Source organism: Glutamicibacter sp. BSL13 (assembly GCF_052928425.1).
This window is the reverse complement of record NZ_JAVGCZ010000064.1, coordinates 1-15,335: the sequence shown is the minus strand read 5'-3', so window position 1 is coordinate 15,335 and position 15,335 is coordinate 1. Positions and strand designations below refer to the sequence as shown.

Sequence of the window (15,335 nt, the reverse complement as noted above, 5' to 3'; positions counted from 1 at the left end):
GGTGCCGGGGGATCAGGACTCGAGTAATTCCACCCCGTTGCGCAGCAGCTGCGCCGCTTCGCCCGGAACAATCCGGGCCAGGGCGAAGGCGGCCACCACCAGGCCGGTGAGCGTCTCGGCGAGCACCTCCTGGCGGTGCGGCGCGGCGTCGGGCAGGGCGGCCTGCACGCCGCGGGCCAGCGCGGCATGCAATTCACTGCGGTAGCTGGCAATGATTTCTGCAACCTGTTCATCACTGGCGATCGGGGCGTTGGCCGAATTGATCAGCAGGCACCCATTCGCCGCGGTAACCGAGCCCGGGTTGGCGAAGGTCTCGGCCAGGTCCCCAAGGTAGGTTTTCAGCGCGCCCGGCTGCACGCTGGGTTCGCGAAGCGGACGCAGGCGTGGGCGCACAATCTCCTCCAGATAGCTGTCCACGGCGGCGGCGAACAACCCGCGCTTGGAGCCAAAGGAGTTGTAGATGCTGGAGCGGCTGAGCCCGGTGGCCTGCTCGAGCTCGGGAATGGAGGCCGCCTCATAGCCGCGCGACCAGAACACGGCGCGGGCCTGCTGCGCCACCCGGGTCCGGTCAAAGGCTAGTGTTCTGGCCATCACGTTCCTCCAGTCTTTTCGTAACGACCATTCCAGTATATATTGGAATGACCGTTACAATTAGTGGTGGCGGGTGTGACGAGCAAGCTCACCGTGGCTCCAAGTCATCCGCCGGTTGATAAACCGCCACTCGACCTGCAATCCCCGCGACGAAAGGTTCACCATCCCATGACCGACTTCAAGACCACCGAAATCCGTCTTGCCTCCCGCCCCACCGGCTGGCCCACTGAAGAGAACTTTGACTTCGCCACCGTCGAGAATCCGCCCCTGGGGGAGAACCAGGTGCGCGTGCGCAACGAGTTCATCTCCGTGGACCCCTATATGCGTGGGCGCATGAGCAATGCCCGTTCCTACGTGGCCCCCTACGAGGTGGGCGAGCGCATCACCGGCGGGGCCGTGGGCCGGGTCGTTGAATCCACCTCCGAAGAACTGCCCGAGGGCAGCCTGGTCACCCACCAGCACGGATGGTCCGACGGCATCCAGGCCGATGCGAAGACCTTCAAGAAGGTGCCCGAGATCGACGGGGTGCCGAACTCGGTGCGGCTGCACATCCTGGGCATGACCGGGATGACCGCCTTCGTGGGCCTGAAGGAGATCGCCGGGCTGAAGGAAGGCGAGACCGTGTTCATCTCCGGCGCCGCCGGCGCGGTGGGCACCGCCGCCGGGCAGATTGCCAAGCTGATGGGCGCCAAGCGGGTCATCGGTTCGGCCGGCAGCCCCGAGAAGATCAAGCTGCTGACCGAAAAGTACGGCTACGACGCGGCCTTCAACTACAAGGACGGGGATGTGCGCGGCCAGCTGGCCGAGGCCGCCCCGGAAGGCATCGACGTGTTCTACGACAACGTCGGCGGCGAGCACCTTGAGGCGGCACTGGCCGAATTCAACGACGGGGGACGGGCCGCGCTGTGCGGCGCGATTTCCAGCTACAACTCCACCGAGGCACCCGCGGGACCGAAGAACATGTCAAACATGGTCACCCGCGGACTGAAGATGCAGGGCTTCACCCTGGGCAACTACCTCTACGCCGCCGGTGACTTCAACGAGCAGATGAGCCAGTGGTTCGCCGACGGGAAGATTGTCTACGACGAGACCATCGTGGACGGCATCGAGAACACCGTGGATGCCTTCGTGAACATGATGAAGGGCGCGAACATCGGCAAGATGCTGGTGCGCATCTAGCCATCCCTCCCGCCAGCGTTCGGTCGTCGAGCAAAGGTGGGGGAGCCGGGCCTCTGGGGCCGGTTCCCCCACCTTTGGTGGTTAACCGTTTTCTAGCGCACCATCCGCAGATCGGTGCTCCCCGGGATGCGGGGGTCCTGGATTGCCGCGCCATCGAATTCGAAGCCGTGCCTGCGATAGAACGCGATCGCCCGCGGGTTCTCATCGGCCACCCACAACAGGGCCGGTTCGCTGCCCAGTGCCGCCTCGAGCAGCTCCCGGCCCACACCCTGCCCGTATTCGCTAGCCAGCACATAGAGGCTGAACAACTGCAGCCCCCGCACGGGAGCGGACCCCTCGGCCGGCAGCGGGGTCCCGGCGAGCGCGAATCTCACAATTTGTCCCTGGCGTTCGGCCACCACGCGGCGCAGGGTGGGGTCCTCATCGGCGAGCAGACGGTCCCCCCAGGGCGCGCCGCCCCTCGGCGTGGGCGTGGGTGAAGAAGCCGCTGGGTAGCAGGTGCCCGTAAGCCTGTTTCCAGGTGGTCACATGCAGTGCCGCCAGCTCGGCCGCATCGTCAGGGACCGGGGGTGCGCAGCGTGAAGTCCATGCTCAGCCGCCCACGTAGCGGGCCAGGTGCTCACCGGTGAGGGTTTCCGCTTCAGTCAGCTGACGCGGGGAGCCTTCAAAGACTATGCTTCCGCCCTCATGCCCGGCGCCCGGGCCCAGGTCAATGACCCAGTCGGCGTGGGCGATGACGGCCAGGTGGTGTTCGATCACGATGACCGTGTTGCCCTCGTCCACCATCTGATCCAGCAGAGCCAGCAACTTGTCCACGTCCGCCATGTGCAGCCCGGTGGTGGGTTCATCCAGCACATAGGTGCCGGCCCCCTTGCCCAGGTTGATGGCCAGCTTCAGGCGTTGGCGTTCCCCGCCGGAGAGCGTGTTCAGCGGCTGGCCCAGCTTCAGGTAGCCCAAGCCCACCTGGTTCAGCCGCTGCAGCATGGCCTTGGCCTTGGGGACCTTCAGCTGCTGCTGGGCCTGTTCGATGCTCAGCTCGAGCACCTCGGTGATGTTCAGCCCGTCCAGCCGGTAGTCCAGCACCTGGGCGGTATAGCGCTTGCCCTCGCAGACCTCGCACAGCAGCGGCACCCCGGCCATGGAGACCAAGTCGGTGTAGGTGTAGCCCACCCCGTTGCAGTTCGGGCAGGCGCCCTCGGAGTTCGCGCTGAACAGGGCGGCCTTGACGCCGTTGGCCTTGGCGAACGCGGCACGGATCGGATCCAGCACCCCGGTGTAGGTGGCCGGGTTCGAGCGCCGGGAGCCGCGGATCGCTGACTGGTCCACCACCGCCACGTCCTCGCGCTTGGAAATCGTGGTGTGGATCAGTGTGGACTTGCCGGACCCGGCGACCCCGGTCACCGCGCACAGCACCCCGCGGGGGATGTCCACGTCCACGTTCTTCAGGTTGTGGGTGTTCGCCCCGCGGATCTGCAGCGGGTCCCGGCCAGGGCGCACCTGCTGCTTCAGCGGCACGGTGGCGGAGAAGTGCTGACCGGTGAGGGTGTCGCTGGCCAACAACCCGGGCACATCCCCGGCATAGGTGACCTGCCCGCCGCGGATGCCGGCCCCCGGGCCCAGGTCGATGACGTGGTCGGCGATCTTGATGACCTCCGGCTTGTGCTCCACCACCAGCACCGTGTTGCCCTTGTCGCGCAGGTCCGCCAGCAGGCGGTTCATCCGCTGGATGTCGTGCGGGTGCAGGCCCACCGTGGGTTCATCAAAGACGTAGGTGACATCGGACAGGGCGCTGCCCAGGTGGCGGATCATCTTCACCCGCTGCGCCTCCCCGCCGGACAGGGTGCCGGCGGGGCGGTCCAGGGAAATGTAGCCCAACCCGATCTGCACCATGGATTGCAGCACGGCCTTCAGGTTGCCCAGCAGGGGAGCGGCGTCGGGGATCTGCAGCTGATCCAGTACCGGGATCAAATCCGAGACCTGCAAGGCGCTTAGCTGCGCGATCCCGTACCCGTCGATCTTCGAGGCCCGGGCCTTTTCGCCCAGCCGGGCGCCGCCGCAGATGCTGCACGGGGCGGTAGTGGAGATCCGCGCGATCCAATCGCGGATGTGCGCCTGCTTGATCTCCCGCCCGGAGTGGATGTAGTTGTTCTTGATCCGGGTAATCAGCCCGGAGTAGCTCATGTTCGCCCCGTTCAGCTTCACCTTGCCCGGCTCCTCGTAGAGCAGCCGCTCCAGCATCGGTGCGGGCATGTCCTTGAGCTTCACATCCAGGTCCGCCTCGGTGCCGGCGGTCAGGGTCTGCCACAGCCAGGCGCCGGGGGCGAAGTTCGGGGCGTTGATCGCCCCCTCGTTCAGGGTCTTGTCCCAGTCCAGCAGCTCGTCCAGGTCAATGCTCGCCTCGGTGCCGAACCCCTCGCAGGCGCTGCACGCCCCCTCGCCCAGGTTGAAGGAGTATGCCCCGGCCCCGCCGGCGCTGGGGGTGGAGTAGCGGGAGTAGAGCACGCGCAGCAGCGAGTAGGCGTCGGTGGCGGTGCCCACCGTGGAGCGGGAGTTCGCGCCCATGCGTTCCTGGTCCACCACGATCGCCGCGGTCAGGTTCTGCAGCACCTCCACGTCGGGGCGGGGCATGGAGGGCATGAACGTCTGGATGAACGCGGTATAGGTTTCGTTGATCAGCCGCTGCGATTCGGCGGCGATGGTGCCAAAGACCAGGGAGGACTTGCCTGAGCCGGAGACCCCGGTGAAGGCGGTGATCCGGCGCTTGGGAATGTCGGCGTCCACGCCCTGCAGGTTGTTCTCCCGCGCCTGGCGCACACGGATCATGTCATGGGTGTCTGCTGCATGCTGGCTCATGGACTTCAGCTTACTGAATCGTCGGGCCCGTCGACTTCTTGATTCTTGCCCATCCGCCACTGGTGTTGTTCACCGGGGGCCATAAGGCAGGCAGGGGCCCGCGGCACCGGGATGGTGCTGCGGGCCCCTGGGGCGGGTAGGGAACTAAATCCACATGGCCGGGTCAATGTATTCGGCCGGGTCCACCGCCGGTTTGCGCTCCTCCGGGGAGCGCGGGCGGTTGCGCGCCGGGATGCCGGTGACAATCGAACCGGCTGGGGCGTCCTTGACGACCACGGCGTTCGCGCCCACCGCCGAGTCATCCCCGATCACGATCGGACCCAGGATCTTCGCCCCGGCCCCGACCACCACCCGGTTGCCGATCGTCGGGTGGCGCTTGACCTTGGCCAGCGAACGCCCGCCCAGGGTCACCCCGTGGTAGAGCATCACATCGTCGCCCACCTCGGCGGTCTCACCGATCACCACCCCCATGCCGTGGTCGATGAAGAAGCGCCGCCCGATGGTGGCTCCGGGGTGGATCTCAATGCCGGTGACTGCCCGGTTCAGCTGCGAGAGCATCCGCGCGGCAAAGCGCAGGGACGGGTTCTGCCACATCCGGTGCGCGATTCGGTGCATCCAGATCGCGTGCAGCCCCGAGGCGGCGAAGAAGTTCTCGGTGTCGCTGCGCGTGGCCGGGTCGTGGGTGCGGGCAGTGGCCAGGTCTTCCCGTAGCCGGGAGATAAAACTCATGTGTTCACCTTAGGGGTCAAGGGCTGGCGACGTGCCATCGTGTCCCATTACGGGAGGTCACACGACAAATCGGCGCGCCGGGGCGGGTCTATCCAGTCCAACCGCACGGCACGCCGATTTATTCGCCAGCCATCACAATCCGCGGAAACTAGCCGCGAATGTCGTCAAAGAGCAGGGTCGAGATGTAGCGTTCGCCGAAGTCCGGGACCACCGCCACGATCAACTTGTCGGCGTTCTCCTCACGGGCGGCCACCTGCAGGGCGCCCCACACGGCGGCGCCGGCGGAGATGCCGCCCAGGATCCCTTCCTTCACGCCCAGCGCGCGGGCCACGGAGACCGATTCCTCGATCGGGGCGTCCAGCACCTCGTCGTACAGTTCGGTGTCCAGCACCTCGGGGATGAAGTTCGCGCCCAGGCCCTGGATCTTGTGCGGGCCGGGCTTGCCGCCGTTGAGGATCGGGGAGTCCTTGGGCTCCACCGCCACGATCTTCACCTCGGCGTTCTTTTCCTTCAGGTAGCGTCCGGCGCCGGTGATGGTGCCGCCGGTGCCGATGCCGGAAACCAGCACGTCCACCTTGCCCTCGGTGTCTTCTCAGATTTCCGGGCCGGTGGTGTCGTGGTGGATCTTCGGGTTGGCCTCATTGGCGAACTGCTGGGCCCAGATCGCGTTCTCGGTGGTGGCCACGATCTCCTTGGCCTTCTCCACCGCGCCGCGCATGCCGTCGGCGCCCGGGGTCAGCACGATCTCGGCGCCGAAGGCGCGCAGCATCACGCGGCGCTCGGTGCTCATGGTCTCGGGCATGGTCAGCACCACCTTGTAGCCGCGGGCCGCGCCGACCATGGCCAGGGCGATGCCGGTGTTCCCGGAGGTGCCCTCCACGATGGTGCCCCCGGGCTTCAGTGCGCCCGAGGCCTCGGCGGCGTCCACAATCGCCACACCGATGCGGTCCTTGACCGAGTTGGCCGGGTTGTAGAACTCCAGCTTCACCGCAACGTTGCCCGGCAGCCCCTCATCCAGCCGGTTGAGCTTCACCAGCGGGGTTCCGCCGACGACCTCGGTGACGTTGTTGTAGATTTTGCCCATCGTGTTGGTTCCTTCGCTGTATCGGTTGGCTGTGATCGCTAGCTTGCTCCGGGTCCGCGCACGGATCCGGAAGAACGAGTTGTGCTTCGGCCCGCCCCTTGCGCTCAAGGGCACGGTGCCGAGAAAAGCTTTCCCTCTCTAGGGTAGTTCTCGCGCCAATTACGACTCGTTGTTAAGCCACGAACCGTAATTTTTCTTTACCTTTGCCAGCTTTGGGTCGATTATGACCCGGCAATACCCGGCCTGGGAGTACTGGGTGTAATAGTCCTGGTGGATGTCCTCGGCCACCCAGAAGTCGGCCGGCTGCTCCATGGTGGTCACGATCGGATCCGGGTAGAGCTCGGCGAACTTCGCGATCGCCCGCTCATAGTCCTGGCGCTGGGCGTCATCCAGCGGGAACATGGCGCTGCGGTACTGGGTGCCCACGTCGTAGCCCTGCCGGTTCAGGGTGGTGGGGTCGTGCAGGGTGAAGAACATGTCCAGGATGACCTCGGCCGGCACCACGGACTCGTCGAAGGTCACCGCCACGGCCTCGGCGTGACCGGTCATCCCGGTGCACACCTGGTGGTAGTCCGGGTGCGAGGTGTTCCCGCCGGTGTAGCCGGAGATCACCGAATGCACCCCGCGGGTGCGCTGGTAGACGGCGTCTAGACACCAGAAGCAGCCGCCGGCCAGCACGAAGGTGCGCAGCGTACGGCCATCAATCTCACTGGTCGGCTCGAAATGATGGGCTTGGGTTTTGGTTTGTGAACTCACATCCATAGCCAACACCACGGCGTTGCATTCTGTTCCCGTTCCCGGCCCACCGCGTAGGCTAGAGGTATGCAGAGCAAGGTGAACAACCCGGTCGGCGATGCGCGCAAGACCGAGGCAACAAAGCAGGATCAGGCTGCCAGGAACCCCGAATCCCCGGCCGCGGCCGGCGGTGCGGCAGCCGCGGGCGCCGAGTCTGCCGTGCCCAGCGTGGGCACCGTGCTGGAGGCCGCCGAGGAGCTGTGGCCGCAGTCGCTGGCCGAGGCCTGGGACGCCGTGGGCCTGGTCGCCGGGCGCACCACCGCCAGCGTCAAGAAGGTCGTCTTCGCCGTGGATCCCACCCTTCAGGTCATCGAGGACGCGATCGAGCGCGGCGCGGACCTGCTGATCACCCACCACCCGCTGCTGCTCAAGCCCGTCAACCAGGTGGCCGGCACCAGCTTCAAGGGCGAGGCCATCACCCGGCTGATCGAATCCGGGTGCGCGCTGCTGACCGCCCACACCAATGCGGACAGCGCCATCGGGGGAGTGAACGACGCCCTGGCCGACGCGTTCGGGCTCAGCGACTGTGTGCCGCTGGTCGTCTCCAAGGACGGGCTGCCCGAGGAGGGCCTGGGCCGGGTCGGCTACCTGGAAAAGACCATGACCCTGCAGGACTTCGCCGAACGGGTCTACACCGTGCTGCCGGCCGTGGCCGGCGGGGTGCGGGTGGCCGGGGACCGCAACGCCATCGTGCGCAAGATCGCGCTGTGCGGCGGAGCCGGGGACTCGCTGTTCGACGCGGTGCGTTCCCATGACGCCGACGTGTACGTCACCGCCGATTTGCGTCACCACCCGGCCAGCGAGGCCCGCGAAGCAGCCGGGGATTCGCACCCCTACCTGGTTGACGTCTCCCACTTCGCCTCGGAGTGGGTGTGGCTCTCCGCCGCGGCCCGTGCCCTGCAGAACGTGTTGCGGGACCTGGGCTTTGCCATCGAGGTGGAAGTCTCCCAAATCAACACCGACCCGTGGGATTTCGTGCTCACGCCGTAGGGTGTGGCAAGCTTTTCTCAACCCTTGATCATTCCCTTTCCCTCGACGAGCTGGAGCACCCGTGCTGCATCACCTGGAGTTGTGGGTCGCGGACCTTCAGCAGTCAAAGGCCAGCTTGGGATGGCTGCTGCAGCGACTGGGCTGCACCGTGCTGGACGAGTGGGCGCACGGGGTGAGCTACGGCCGGGACGGGTTCTACATCGTGGTGGAGTCCGGGCCGGACGTGCTCCCCGGCCGGCACCAGCGGTGCGCTGCGGGGATGAACCATCTGGCGTTGAGCGTTCCGGCCGCCGAGTTCAATCAGGTCACCGAGGATGCGTTGAAACACGGGTTCACGCTGCTCTTCGCCGACCGGCACCCGTTCGCCGGGGGCAGCGAGCACCGCGCCGCCTACCTGGAGGACGCGGCGGGCTTCGAAGTTGAACTCGTGGCACAGGATCCCCGGTAGATTCCCGCCGGGCGGCGGCATGGCCATGGGAGCCAAGCAGCGGCCGAACAGGGAAACATCCCTTGTCAGATGGCGCCAAGTGGCCTAGGTTGAAGGTCAACGATATTCGGCGCCGCACCCAGGCGGTGCCGAATGAAAGCACCGGCAGGGGGCATCCAACGATGAAGGCAATCCACAAGAAGCTCATCGTCGTGGGACTGGGCGCCGTGGTGCTCGGGATCCTGCTTAGCGTCATTGCCCCGGTCATCTTCCAGCCGGTCGCGCTCAACATTGGCCCGAACAGCAATGACCCGCTGATCACCTACACGTTGGGCGCGATCCTCTTGTTCGCCCAGTCGTTCCTGACCCCGTTTGGCGCCACGCTGACCGCGATCGGAGTGGCGCTGCACTGGATGGGGCGCCAGGAGGCCAGCGACAAGCAGTCGACTCACGAATCGGGTGCGGAGCCTGAAACCATTCGGCGGGATGCTGCGCACCCCAGCGATTCCGACGAACTGCAGTAGTTCGGCCGGGCTACACCCCGGCGGTCGCCTTCGCCGGGGACGTGAACTGGTGGTCCTCGGCCAGCACGATATTCAGGGCCAGCCCCTTCTTGTCCTCCGACAGGCTCGCGTCCCACCGCGTGTTGGCCAAATCCAGCAGCTCCTGCGCGTTGGCCGGCTCGGTTTCCTGTTCCACCAGGAAGCGGGCGACCTCACCGCGGGTGTGCTTGGCGAAGTGCGACACCACCTTCGGCGTCCCGTTGCGCAGCTGGAAAACGTTGACCGCCACGCTGTTGCCGTTGGACGGCTTATAGGCGGCAGCGTAGGTGCTCGAGCGCGCATCCACGATCAGCTGATCCCCAGCGCGCGCGTCCAGCACCGGGGTCAGGCGCTTCTTCCACCAGCTGGCCAGCTTGCCCACCGGCTCGAGCTTCACGCCCATCGAGAGCCGGTAGGGCGGGATCCGGTCGGCGAAACCCACGGCACCCCACAGCGCGGAGACCACCACGATGGACTCATCGGCCCGCCGCTGCGCGGCGGCATCCAGCGTGGAATACCCCAGGGCCTCGAAGAGCACGCCGGAGTACACGTCATGGGCCTGCCCCGCCGGTTCACGGTGCAGGGTGATGTTGCGTGCCACTTCCTCGGCCAGCGATGCCCCGACGCCCAGCACCTGCATGGCGTCCTCGGCGGCCGACACCGTGCGCAGCGCCGCCAGCACCTCACCGCGCGCCTCGCCCAGCTGGGGGAAGGAGAGCGCGGACATCTCAAATGGGTCACCGCTCGCGTGGGCGGTCTTACCTTCGGAAGGGGGCAACAGAATCAGCACGCCTTCCAGCGTACTAGCAGTCCACGCCCCAACGCCCATCGGGTGAAGGCGGCCTGCAAGCGCCATGATCCCTTTCGGTAGCCCGCTGATTGCCGTGGTTGCCGGTGCAGCGCGTAGAATGAGGGGCGAATGGGATGACCAGGCGACCGCGTGCCGCATCAGCGGCCCGAGGAACGTCCGGGCTCCACAGAACAGGGTGGTGGGTAACGCCCACTCGGGGTAACCCGCAGGCCAGTGCCACAGAAAGTAAACCGCCAGGTCTTCCTGGTAAGGGTGAAAGGGTGGTGTAAGAGACCACCAGCGTCCCGGGTGACCGGGACGGCTAGGTAAACCCCACTCGGAGCAAGGTCAGACAGACTGCGTTATGAGGGCTGTTCGCCCCAGCAGTTGGGTGGACCGCTAGAGGCTGTCGGCAACGGCAGCCGTAGATAGATGGTCGTCGCCGCCTCATGCAGGCGGAACAGAACCCGGCGTATCGGTCATCCCATTCACCCCTCCTCCTGCCTCCGCCGTTATCCGATGTTTTGCCGACCGCTGCCCTCCGGCTGGGTGACAGGTCTCACAGGGTCACATTCCGCACCGGTTCACCAAACGTTTATGATGGATGTGTATTCAACGGGGAATGATCCTGAAACCCCGTGCCACCGTAAATGCAATGGTGCTTCTCACGGTGCCAACCGACTTTGAGGATCCGGAAGTCGGCTGAAATTGGAAGGGATTTTCTGTGACCCAGCAGTCTGTCGTTGCCCAGGAAGATTGGAGCGGGCGCGAAGAGCTCGCCGAGGCCATGATTCCGCTGATCGGACGTCTTTACCGCAAGAACAATGTGGTGACCTCCATCTACGGCCGCAAGCTGATCAACCAGTCCGCCATTGACATCATCAAGGCCCACCGCCTGGTGCGTCGCATTGATGGCGAAGAGCTGGCTCTGACCGCGACCATGCCGATCCTCGAAGCCATCGATGAGCTGAACGTGGGGGCCGTGTCCGTTGACCTGGGCCGCCTGAACAAGAAGTTCACCGAATCCGGCGCCACCGATCTGAAGTCCTTCCTGAGCGAGGAACTAGGCGAAAAGGTCGGCCAGGCCGGCGCCACCGACGCCGAGCCGCAGGACGTCGTCCTCTACGGCTTTGGCCGCATCGGCCGCCTGCTGGCCCGCATCCTGATCGAACGCGGCGGCTACGGGCTGCGCCTGCGCGCCATTGTGGTGCGCAAGGGCGCCGAGAACGACCTGCAGAAGCGCGCCAGCCTGCTGCGCCGCGACTCGGTGCACGGCAAGTTCGACGGCTCGATCACCGTGGACGAGGAAAACAACACCATCCTGGCCAACGGCACCCTGATCCAGGTCATCTACTCGAATGACCCGGCCTCGGTGGACTACACCGAGTACGGCATCGACAACGCCATCGTGGTGGACAACACCGGCCGCTGGCGCGACGAGGAGGGCCTGGGCCAGCACCTGAAGGCCAAGGGCGTCTCCCGCGTGCTGCTCACCGCCCCGGGCAAGGGCGATGTGAAGAACATCGTGCACGGCATCAACGATTCGTGGATCGGTGCCGAGGACACCATCCTCTCGGCCGCCTCCTGCACCACCAACGCCATCACCCCGGTGCTCAAGGCCCTGAACGACAAGTTCGGCGTCGAGCACGGCCACGTCGAAACCGTTCACTCGTTCACCAACGACCAGAACCTGATCGACAACTTCCACAAGGGTGAGCGCCGCGGCCGCTCAGCAGCGCTGAACATGGTCATCACCGAGACCGGGGCCGCCAAGGCCGTGGCCAAGGCCCTGCCGGAGTTCGCCGGCAAGCTGACCGGCAACGCCATCCGCGTCCCCACCCCGGATGTGTCCATGGCAATCCTGAACCTGAACCTGGAGCAGGAGACCACCAAGGACGAGCTGAACGCGTACCTGCGTGAGACCTCGCTGACCAGCGACCTGCACAAGCAGATCGACTACATCGACTCCCCGGAAGTGGTGTCCACCGACTTCGTCGGCTCCCGCCGCGCCGGCATCGTCGACGGGCTTGCCACCATCGTCTCGGGCAAGAACGCCGTCGTCTACGTCTGGTACGACAACGAGTTCGGCTACTCCTGCCAGGTGGTGCGCGTGATCGAGAGCATCGCCGGCACCCACCCGGTCGCCGTTCCGGCGCTGAAGGCCGAGGCCGTCGCCGCCCAGTAGCGCCGGCAGCAAGCCCAACCGCCGGGCGCCAGGAACGCATTGTTGCGTACTCGGCGCCCGGTGCTGCGTTTAATCACCAGTGATCAGCGATAACTTTTTGACGGTACTTGTTAGGCTCGGAAATATGAAAGCAGTTGCCGCAGACACCCGAAAGCGTATCCGTCCCATGGTGGCAGTGCTCGCGTTGAGCCTGGCTGGCATGACCGCCTGCTCCGCGCAGCCCAACGACGCCAGCGCGTCCCAGGCCCCCTTTAGCCCGGCAGCCAGCAGCGAAGCGGCGCCAAGCACCCAGGCCGAGTCGACCCCCAGCACCGAAGCCAGCCCCAGCACTAAGACCAACGCCCCGGCCAGCGAAACCGCTGCCGCTGCCGATGAGGCCAAGCTGAGCCTGACCAAGGAGAAGCCGCGCGGGGTCATCGCCGACACCGACTTCAAGGATGTGAAGGCCACCGAGCAGAGCGGCAAGCTGATTGTCGCCGACGGCGGCTGCCTGCACCTGAAGGACAAGGGCGAGCCGACCCTGCTGCTCCTGCCGGAACAGGCCGAGGTCCTGAACCGCCAGCGCCCCGGCGTTGAGCTGGATGGCACCACCCACTACGTGGGCCAGCCGGTGACCATTGGCGGTGAACTGGCCGAACTGACCGAGACCCAGGAAAAGGCCGTCCAGCAGTGCCACCCGCACGGCAAGGTGCTGCAGGTCCAGTCCATGAAGTAGGCGCCAAAAACATCGCACCCACCGCGACCGCCGGAACCGGGCCGAAAAAGCCCGGTTCCGGCGGTCGCTGCCGTTGACGCCAAAACGCTGCCGCACAGGTCACTGCGGGAATGGGGGTGGTGAGCATCTCCCCGGCGCTGTGGGGGCCGTGGCAAAGTGGCCGACGCCCAGCGGGGTTGCCTAGGATTGAGGATGGCCACTGTGAGGGCCGACTTTCCCCCAACCCAGGAGTTCCACCCATGCCAGGTACGTCCGCACCTGACCCGGTCCGCACCCACCGCCGCCCCGCACTGGCCGTGACCAGTCTGCTCGCGCTGAGCACGCTGGTGCTCACCGGCTGCGGGAATGACTACCCGCTGGGTGAAGAACAGCGCAAGGCCGCCGAGCAGAACACCTCCTCCCTGGCCGGAACCATCACCGGGGGCGGCTCCACCGCACAGAACGCGGCCATGAACGCCTGGACCACCGGGTTCTCCACCCTGCACCCCAAGGTGCAGGTGCAGTACGCCTCGGTGGGCTCCGGCGCCGGGCGCGCCGGCCTGCTGGCCGGCGGCACCGAATTCGCCGGCTCGGACGCGTACCTGAAGGATGAGGAGGAAGCCGAGTCGCGGGCCACCTGCGGCCCGCAGGGCGCCATCAACATCCCGGCCTACATTTCCCCGATCACCGTGGCCTTCAACCTGCCCGGGGTGCAGAGCCTGAACCTGGATGCGCCCACGGTGGCACGGATCTTCAACGGGCAGATCGCCAGCTGGCAGGATGAGGCCATCGCCAAGCTGAACCCGGGCGTGAAGATCCCGGACGTGCCGATGACCGTGGTGGTGCGTTCGGATGACTCGGGCACCACCGAGAACTTCACCGAGTACCTGCACGAGGCTGCACCCCAGCAGTGGAAGAGCGACCCGAGTGGATCCTGGCCCTCGGGCACCCGGGTGGAGCAGGCCCAGGGCAACTCCGGGGTGGTCACCACGGTGACCCGCACCGAGGGCGCCATCACCTACGCGGATGACTCGCTGGTCGATGATTCGCTGGGCAAAGCGGCCATCGGCTCGGGGGAGACGTTTGTTGAGGTCAGCGGTGAGGCGGCCGCCCGTGCCGTGGAGGAGGCCGAACGGGTCGAGGGCCGCGGCGAGCACGACATCTCCCTGGCGCTGGACCGCACAACCACCGCGCAGGGCGCCTACCCGCTGGTGATGGTCTCCTACTTCATCCTGTGCTCCAGCTACACCGACGCCAAGCAGCTGGAACTGGTCAAGACGTTCGCCGACTACGTGGTCAGCGACGAGGGCCAGCAGGTGGCGGCCGAGTCGGCCAAGAGCGCCCCGATGCCCAAGAACCTGGCCGGCCAGGCCCGCGACGCGGTCGCCTCGATCACGCTGCGCGACTAGACCTGCCGGACGGCGCGCAGGCACCACCGCAATGACAAGGACCGGGGTCCGTGAAGCACGAACTTCACGGACCCCGGTCCTTGCCGGGTTTGCCTGGTGGGCCTAGTGACCGAACGGGTCCGCGTCGGTGCCCGGCAGCCAGGTGATGCCCGGGGTGCCCCAGCCCAGCGACTTCTTCGCCTTCAGCCAGCGCTTGTCCCACTTGGGAACCAGCTTGTCCACGTACAGCAGCCCGTCCAGGTGGTCGAACTCGTGCTGCATGATGCGGGCAAACCAGCCGTGGGCCTCGAAGGAGACCGGCTTGCCGAACTCGTCCACGCCCTCCACCTTCGCGTAGTCGGCGCGCTTGAGCGGGAAGGAGAGCCCGGGCACCGACAGGCATCCCTCGGACTCCTCATCCACGTCCGGGGCCGCCTGGGAGACCTTGGACAGGGTCAGCTTCGGGTTGATCAGCACCCCGCGCTCCGGGGCGGTGTCCTGGTCCGCGTAGATGTAGGTAAAGATCCGCAGCCCGATGCCGATCTGCGGGGCGGCCAGGCCTACCCCGTGGGCGGCGTCCATGGTGGTGTGCATGTCGGCCACGAGCTCGCGCAACTCGTCGTCGAAGACGGTCACTTCCGCGGCGCGCTGATGAAGTACGGGTTCCCCGTAGACGGTGATTTGCCGGATGGGCACTGGTTCGGGTCCTTCCAAGATCCAGTCAATGACTTCTCCATAATTCCACGCCTGCCCCGCCCAGGCCACTTGGGCGGCGGCGCCGGCGGGCAAATGTGAGCGGGACGTCACCCCCCGGTGGTACTACAGATAGGCCGGGGCCAGCAGCTTCAGGTGGTTGCCGAACGGGTCCTGGACGAAGAAGCGCTCATAGCCCTCGAAGCTGTGCCGTTCGGACCAGTCCACCTGGACCTCGGCCTGCTCCAGGGTGTGGGCCAGCAGCGTCAGCTCCTCCCGGGCGGCCAGCCGCAGCCCGGTGTGTTCGCTGCCTTCGGGCACCGGGGCGCCGACCTCCAGGTGGATCTCGGTGGTGATCAACCCCTGGTCGGCGAAGCAGCAGAACCACGGCTGCC

At 66.3% G+C, this 15,335-nt stretch carries 14 protein-coding genes, 1 other RNA gene and 2 pseudogenes; 8 read left to right on the top strand and 9 right to left on the bottom strand.

Annotated features, from left to right (window positions below; genetic code table 11):
- Positions 1-12: 12 nt before the first annotated feature.
- Positions 13-591: a TetR/AcrR family transcriptional regulator gene (locus tag RCJ92_RS11120; RefSeq protein ID WP_446754595.1), complete on the bottom strand. Its 579-nt coding sequence runs from the start codon at positions 589-591 to the stop codon at positions 13-15.
- Positions 592-759: 168 nt separating this feature from the next.
- Here RCJ92_RS11120 and RCJ92_RS11115 point away from each other — a divergent pair, with 168 nt between their 5' ends.
- Positions 760-1,770 (top strand): NADP-dependent oxidoreductase, encoded by a 1,011-nt coding sequence (locus tag RCJ92_RS11115; RefSeq protein WP_446754594.1) that lies wholly within the window; start codon positions 760-762, stop codon positions 1,768-1,770.
- A 92-nt stretch (positions 1,771-1,862) separates the two neighbouring features.
- Here RCJ92_RS11115 and RCJ92_RS11110 read toward each other — a convergent pair whose 3' ends face one another.
- From RCJ92_RS11110 to msrA, 5 genes and pseudogenes are all read right to left on the bottom strand, one after another.
- The gene (locus RCJ92_RS11110) at positions 1,863-2,144 is read right to left on the bottom strand and encodes a GNAT family N-acetyltransferase (protein WP_446754593.1); all 282 of its coding nucleotides are present in this window, start codon (positions 2,142-2,144) and stop codon (positions 1,863-1,865) included.
- Between the two features lie 217 nt (positions 2,145-2,361).
- On the bottom strand, positions 2,362-4,623 hold the full coding sequence (locus tag RCJ92_RS11105; RefSeq protein ID WP_446754592.1) for an ATP-binding cassette domain-containing protein: 2,262 nt from the start codon (positions 4,621-4,623) through the stop codon (positions 2,362-2,364).
- 144 nt (positions 4,624-4,767) lie between these two features.
- Complete coding sequence (epsC, locus tag RCJ92_RS11100; protein WP_138173846.1) at positions 4,768-5,352, bottom strand: serine O-acetyltransferase EpsC; 585 nt, start codon at positions 5,350-5,352, stop codon at positions 4,768-4,770.
- 148 nt (positions 5,353-5,500) lie between these two features.
- A pseudogene (gene cysK / locus RCJ92_RS11095) lies at positions 5,501-6,436 on the bottom strand (cysteine synthase A).
- Between the two features lie 159 nt (positions 6,437-6,595).
- Positions 6,596-7,126, bottom strand: a complete 531-nt coding sequence (gene msrA, locus RCJ92_RS11090) for a peptide-methionine (S)-S-oxide reductase MsrA (protein WP_446754596.1) — start codon at positions 7,124-7,126, stop codon at positions 6,596-6,598.
- A gap of 132 nt (positions 7,127-7,258) precedes the next feature.
- On the opposite strand from msrA, the gene RCJ92_RS11085 reads away from it, so the two are divergent.
- The 3 genes from RCJ92_RS11085 to RCJ92_RS11075 all read left to right on the top strand — a co-directional run bounded on the left by RCJ92_RS11085 (position 7,259) and on the right by RCJ92_RS11075 (position 9,172).
- On the top strand, positions 7,259-8,221 hold the full coding sequence (locus RCJ92_RS11085) for a Nif3-like dinuclear metal center hexameric protein (RefSeq protein WP_446754591.1): 963 nt from the start codon (positions 7,259-7,261) through the stop codon (positions 8,219-8,221).
- 61 nt (positions 8,222-8,282) lie between these two features.
- A complete protein-coding gene (locus RCJ92_RS11080; RefSeq protein ID WP_446754590.1) occupies positions 8,283-8,669 on the top strand; it encodes a VOC family protein in 387 nt (128 codons plus the stop codon).
- Between the two features lie 161 nt (positions 8,670-8,830).
- A complete protein-coding gene (locus RCJ92_RS11075; RefSeq protein ID WP_446754589.1) occupies positions 8,831-9,172 on the top strand; it encodes a hypothetical protein in 342 nt (113 codons plus the stop codon).
- Positions 9,173-9,182: 10 nt separating this feature from the next.
- On the opposite strand, the gene RCJ92_RS11070 is transcribed toward RCJ92_RS11075, so the two are convergent.
- Positions 9,183-9,980, bottom strand: coding sequence for a YaaA family protein (locus RCJ92_RS11070; RefSeq protein WP_446754588.1), 798 nt, complete (start codon positions 9,978-9,980; stop codon positions 9,183-9,185).
- 130 nt (positions 9,981-10,110) lie between these two features.
- Between RCJ92_RS11070 and rnpB the strand changes: the two genes are divergently transcribed.
- The 4 genes from rnpB (at position 10,111) to pstS (ending at position 14,268) form a co-directional block, all read left to right on the top strand.
- Positions 10,111-10,471, top strand: an RNA gene (gene rnpB / locus RCJ92_RS11065) — RNase P RNA component class A.
- Between the two features lie 233 nt (positions 10,472-10,704).
- Positions 10,705-12,165, top strand: a complete 1,461-nt coding sequence (locus tag RCJ92_RS11060) for a glyceraldehyde-3-phosphate dehydrogenase (RefSeq protein WP_138173856.1) — start codon at positions 10,705-10,707, stop codon at positions 12,163-12,165.
- A gap of 124 nt (positions 12,166-12,289) precedes the next feature.
- Positions 12,290-12,880, top strand: a complete 591-nt coding sequence (locus RCJ92_RS11055; RefSeq protein ID WP_446754587.1) for a hypothetical protein — start codon at positions 12,290-12,292, stop codon at positions 12,878-12,880.
- Positions 12,881-13,119: 239 nt separating this feature from the next.
- Positions 13,120-14,268, top strand: a complete 1,149-nt coding sequence (gene pstS / locus RCJ92_RS11050) for a phosphate ABC transporter substrate-binding protein PstS (RefSeq protein WP_446754586.1) — start codon at positions 13,120-13,122, stop codon at positions 14,266-14,268.
- 102 nt (positions 14,269-14,370) lie between these two features.
- On the opposite strand, the gene def is transcribed toward pstS, so the two are convergent.
- Both def and RCJ92_RS11040 read right to left on the bottom strand, forming a co-directional pair.
- Positions 14,371-14,943: a peptide deformylase gene (gene def, locus RCJ92_RS11045; protein WP_343832981.1), complete on the bottom strand. Its 573-nt coding sequence runs from the start codon at positions 14,941-14,943 to the stop codon at positions 14,371-14,373.
- Between the two features lie 123 nt (positions 14,944-15,066).
- Positions 15,067-15,335, bottom strand: a pseudogene (locus RCJ92_RS11040) (glyoxalase); the annotation flags it as partial.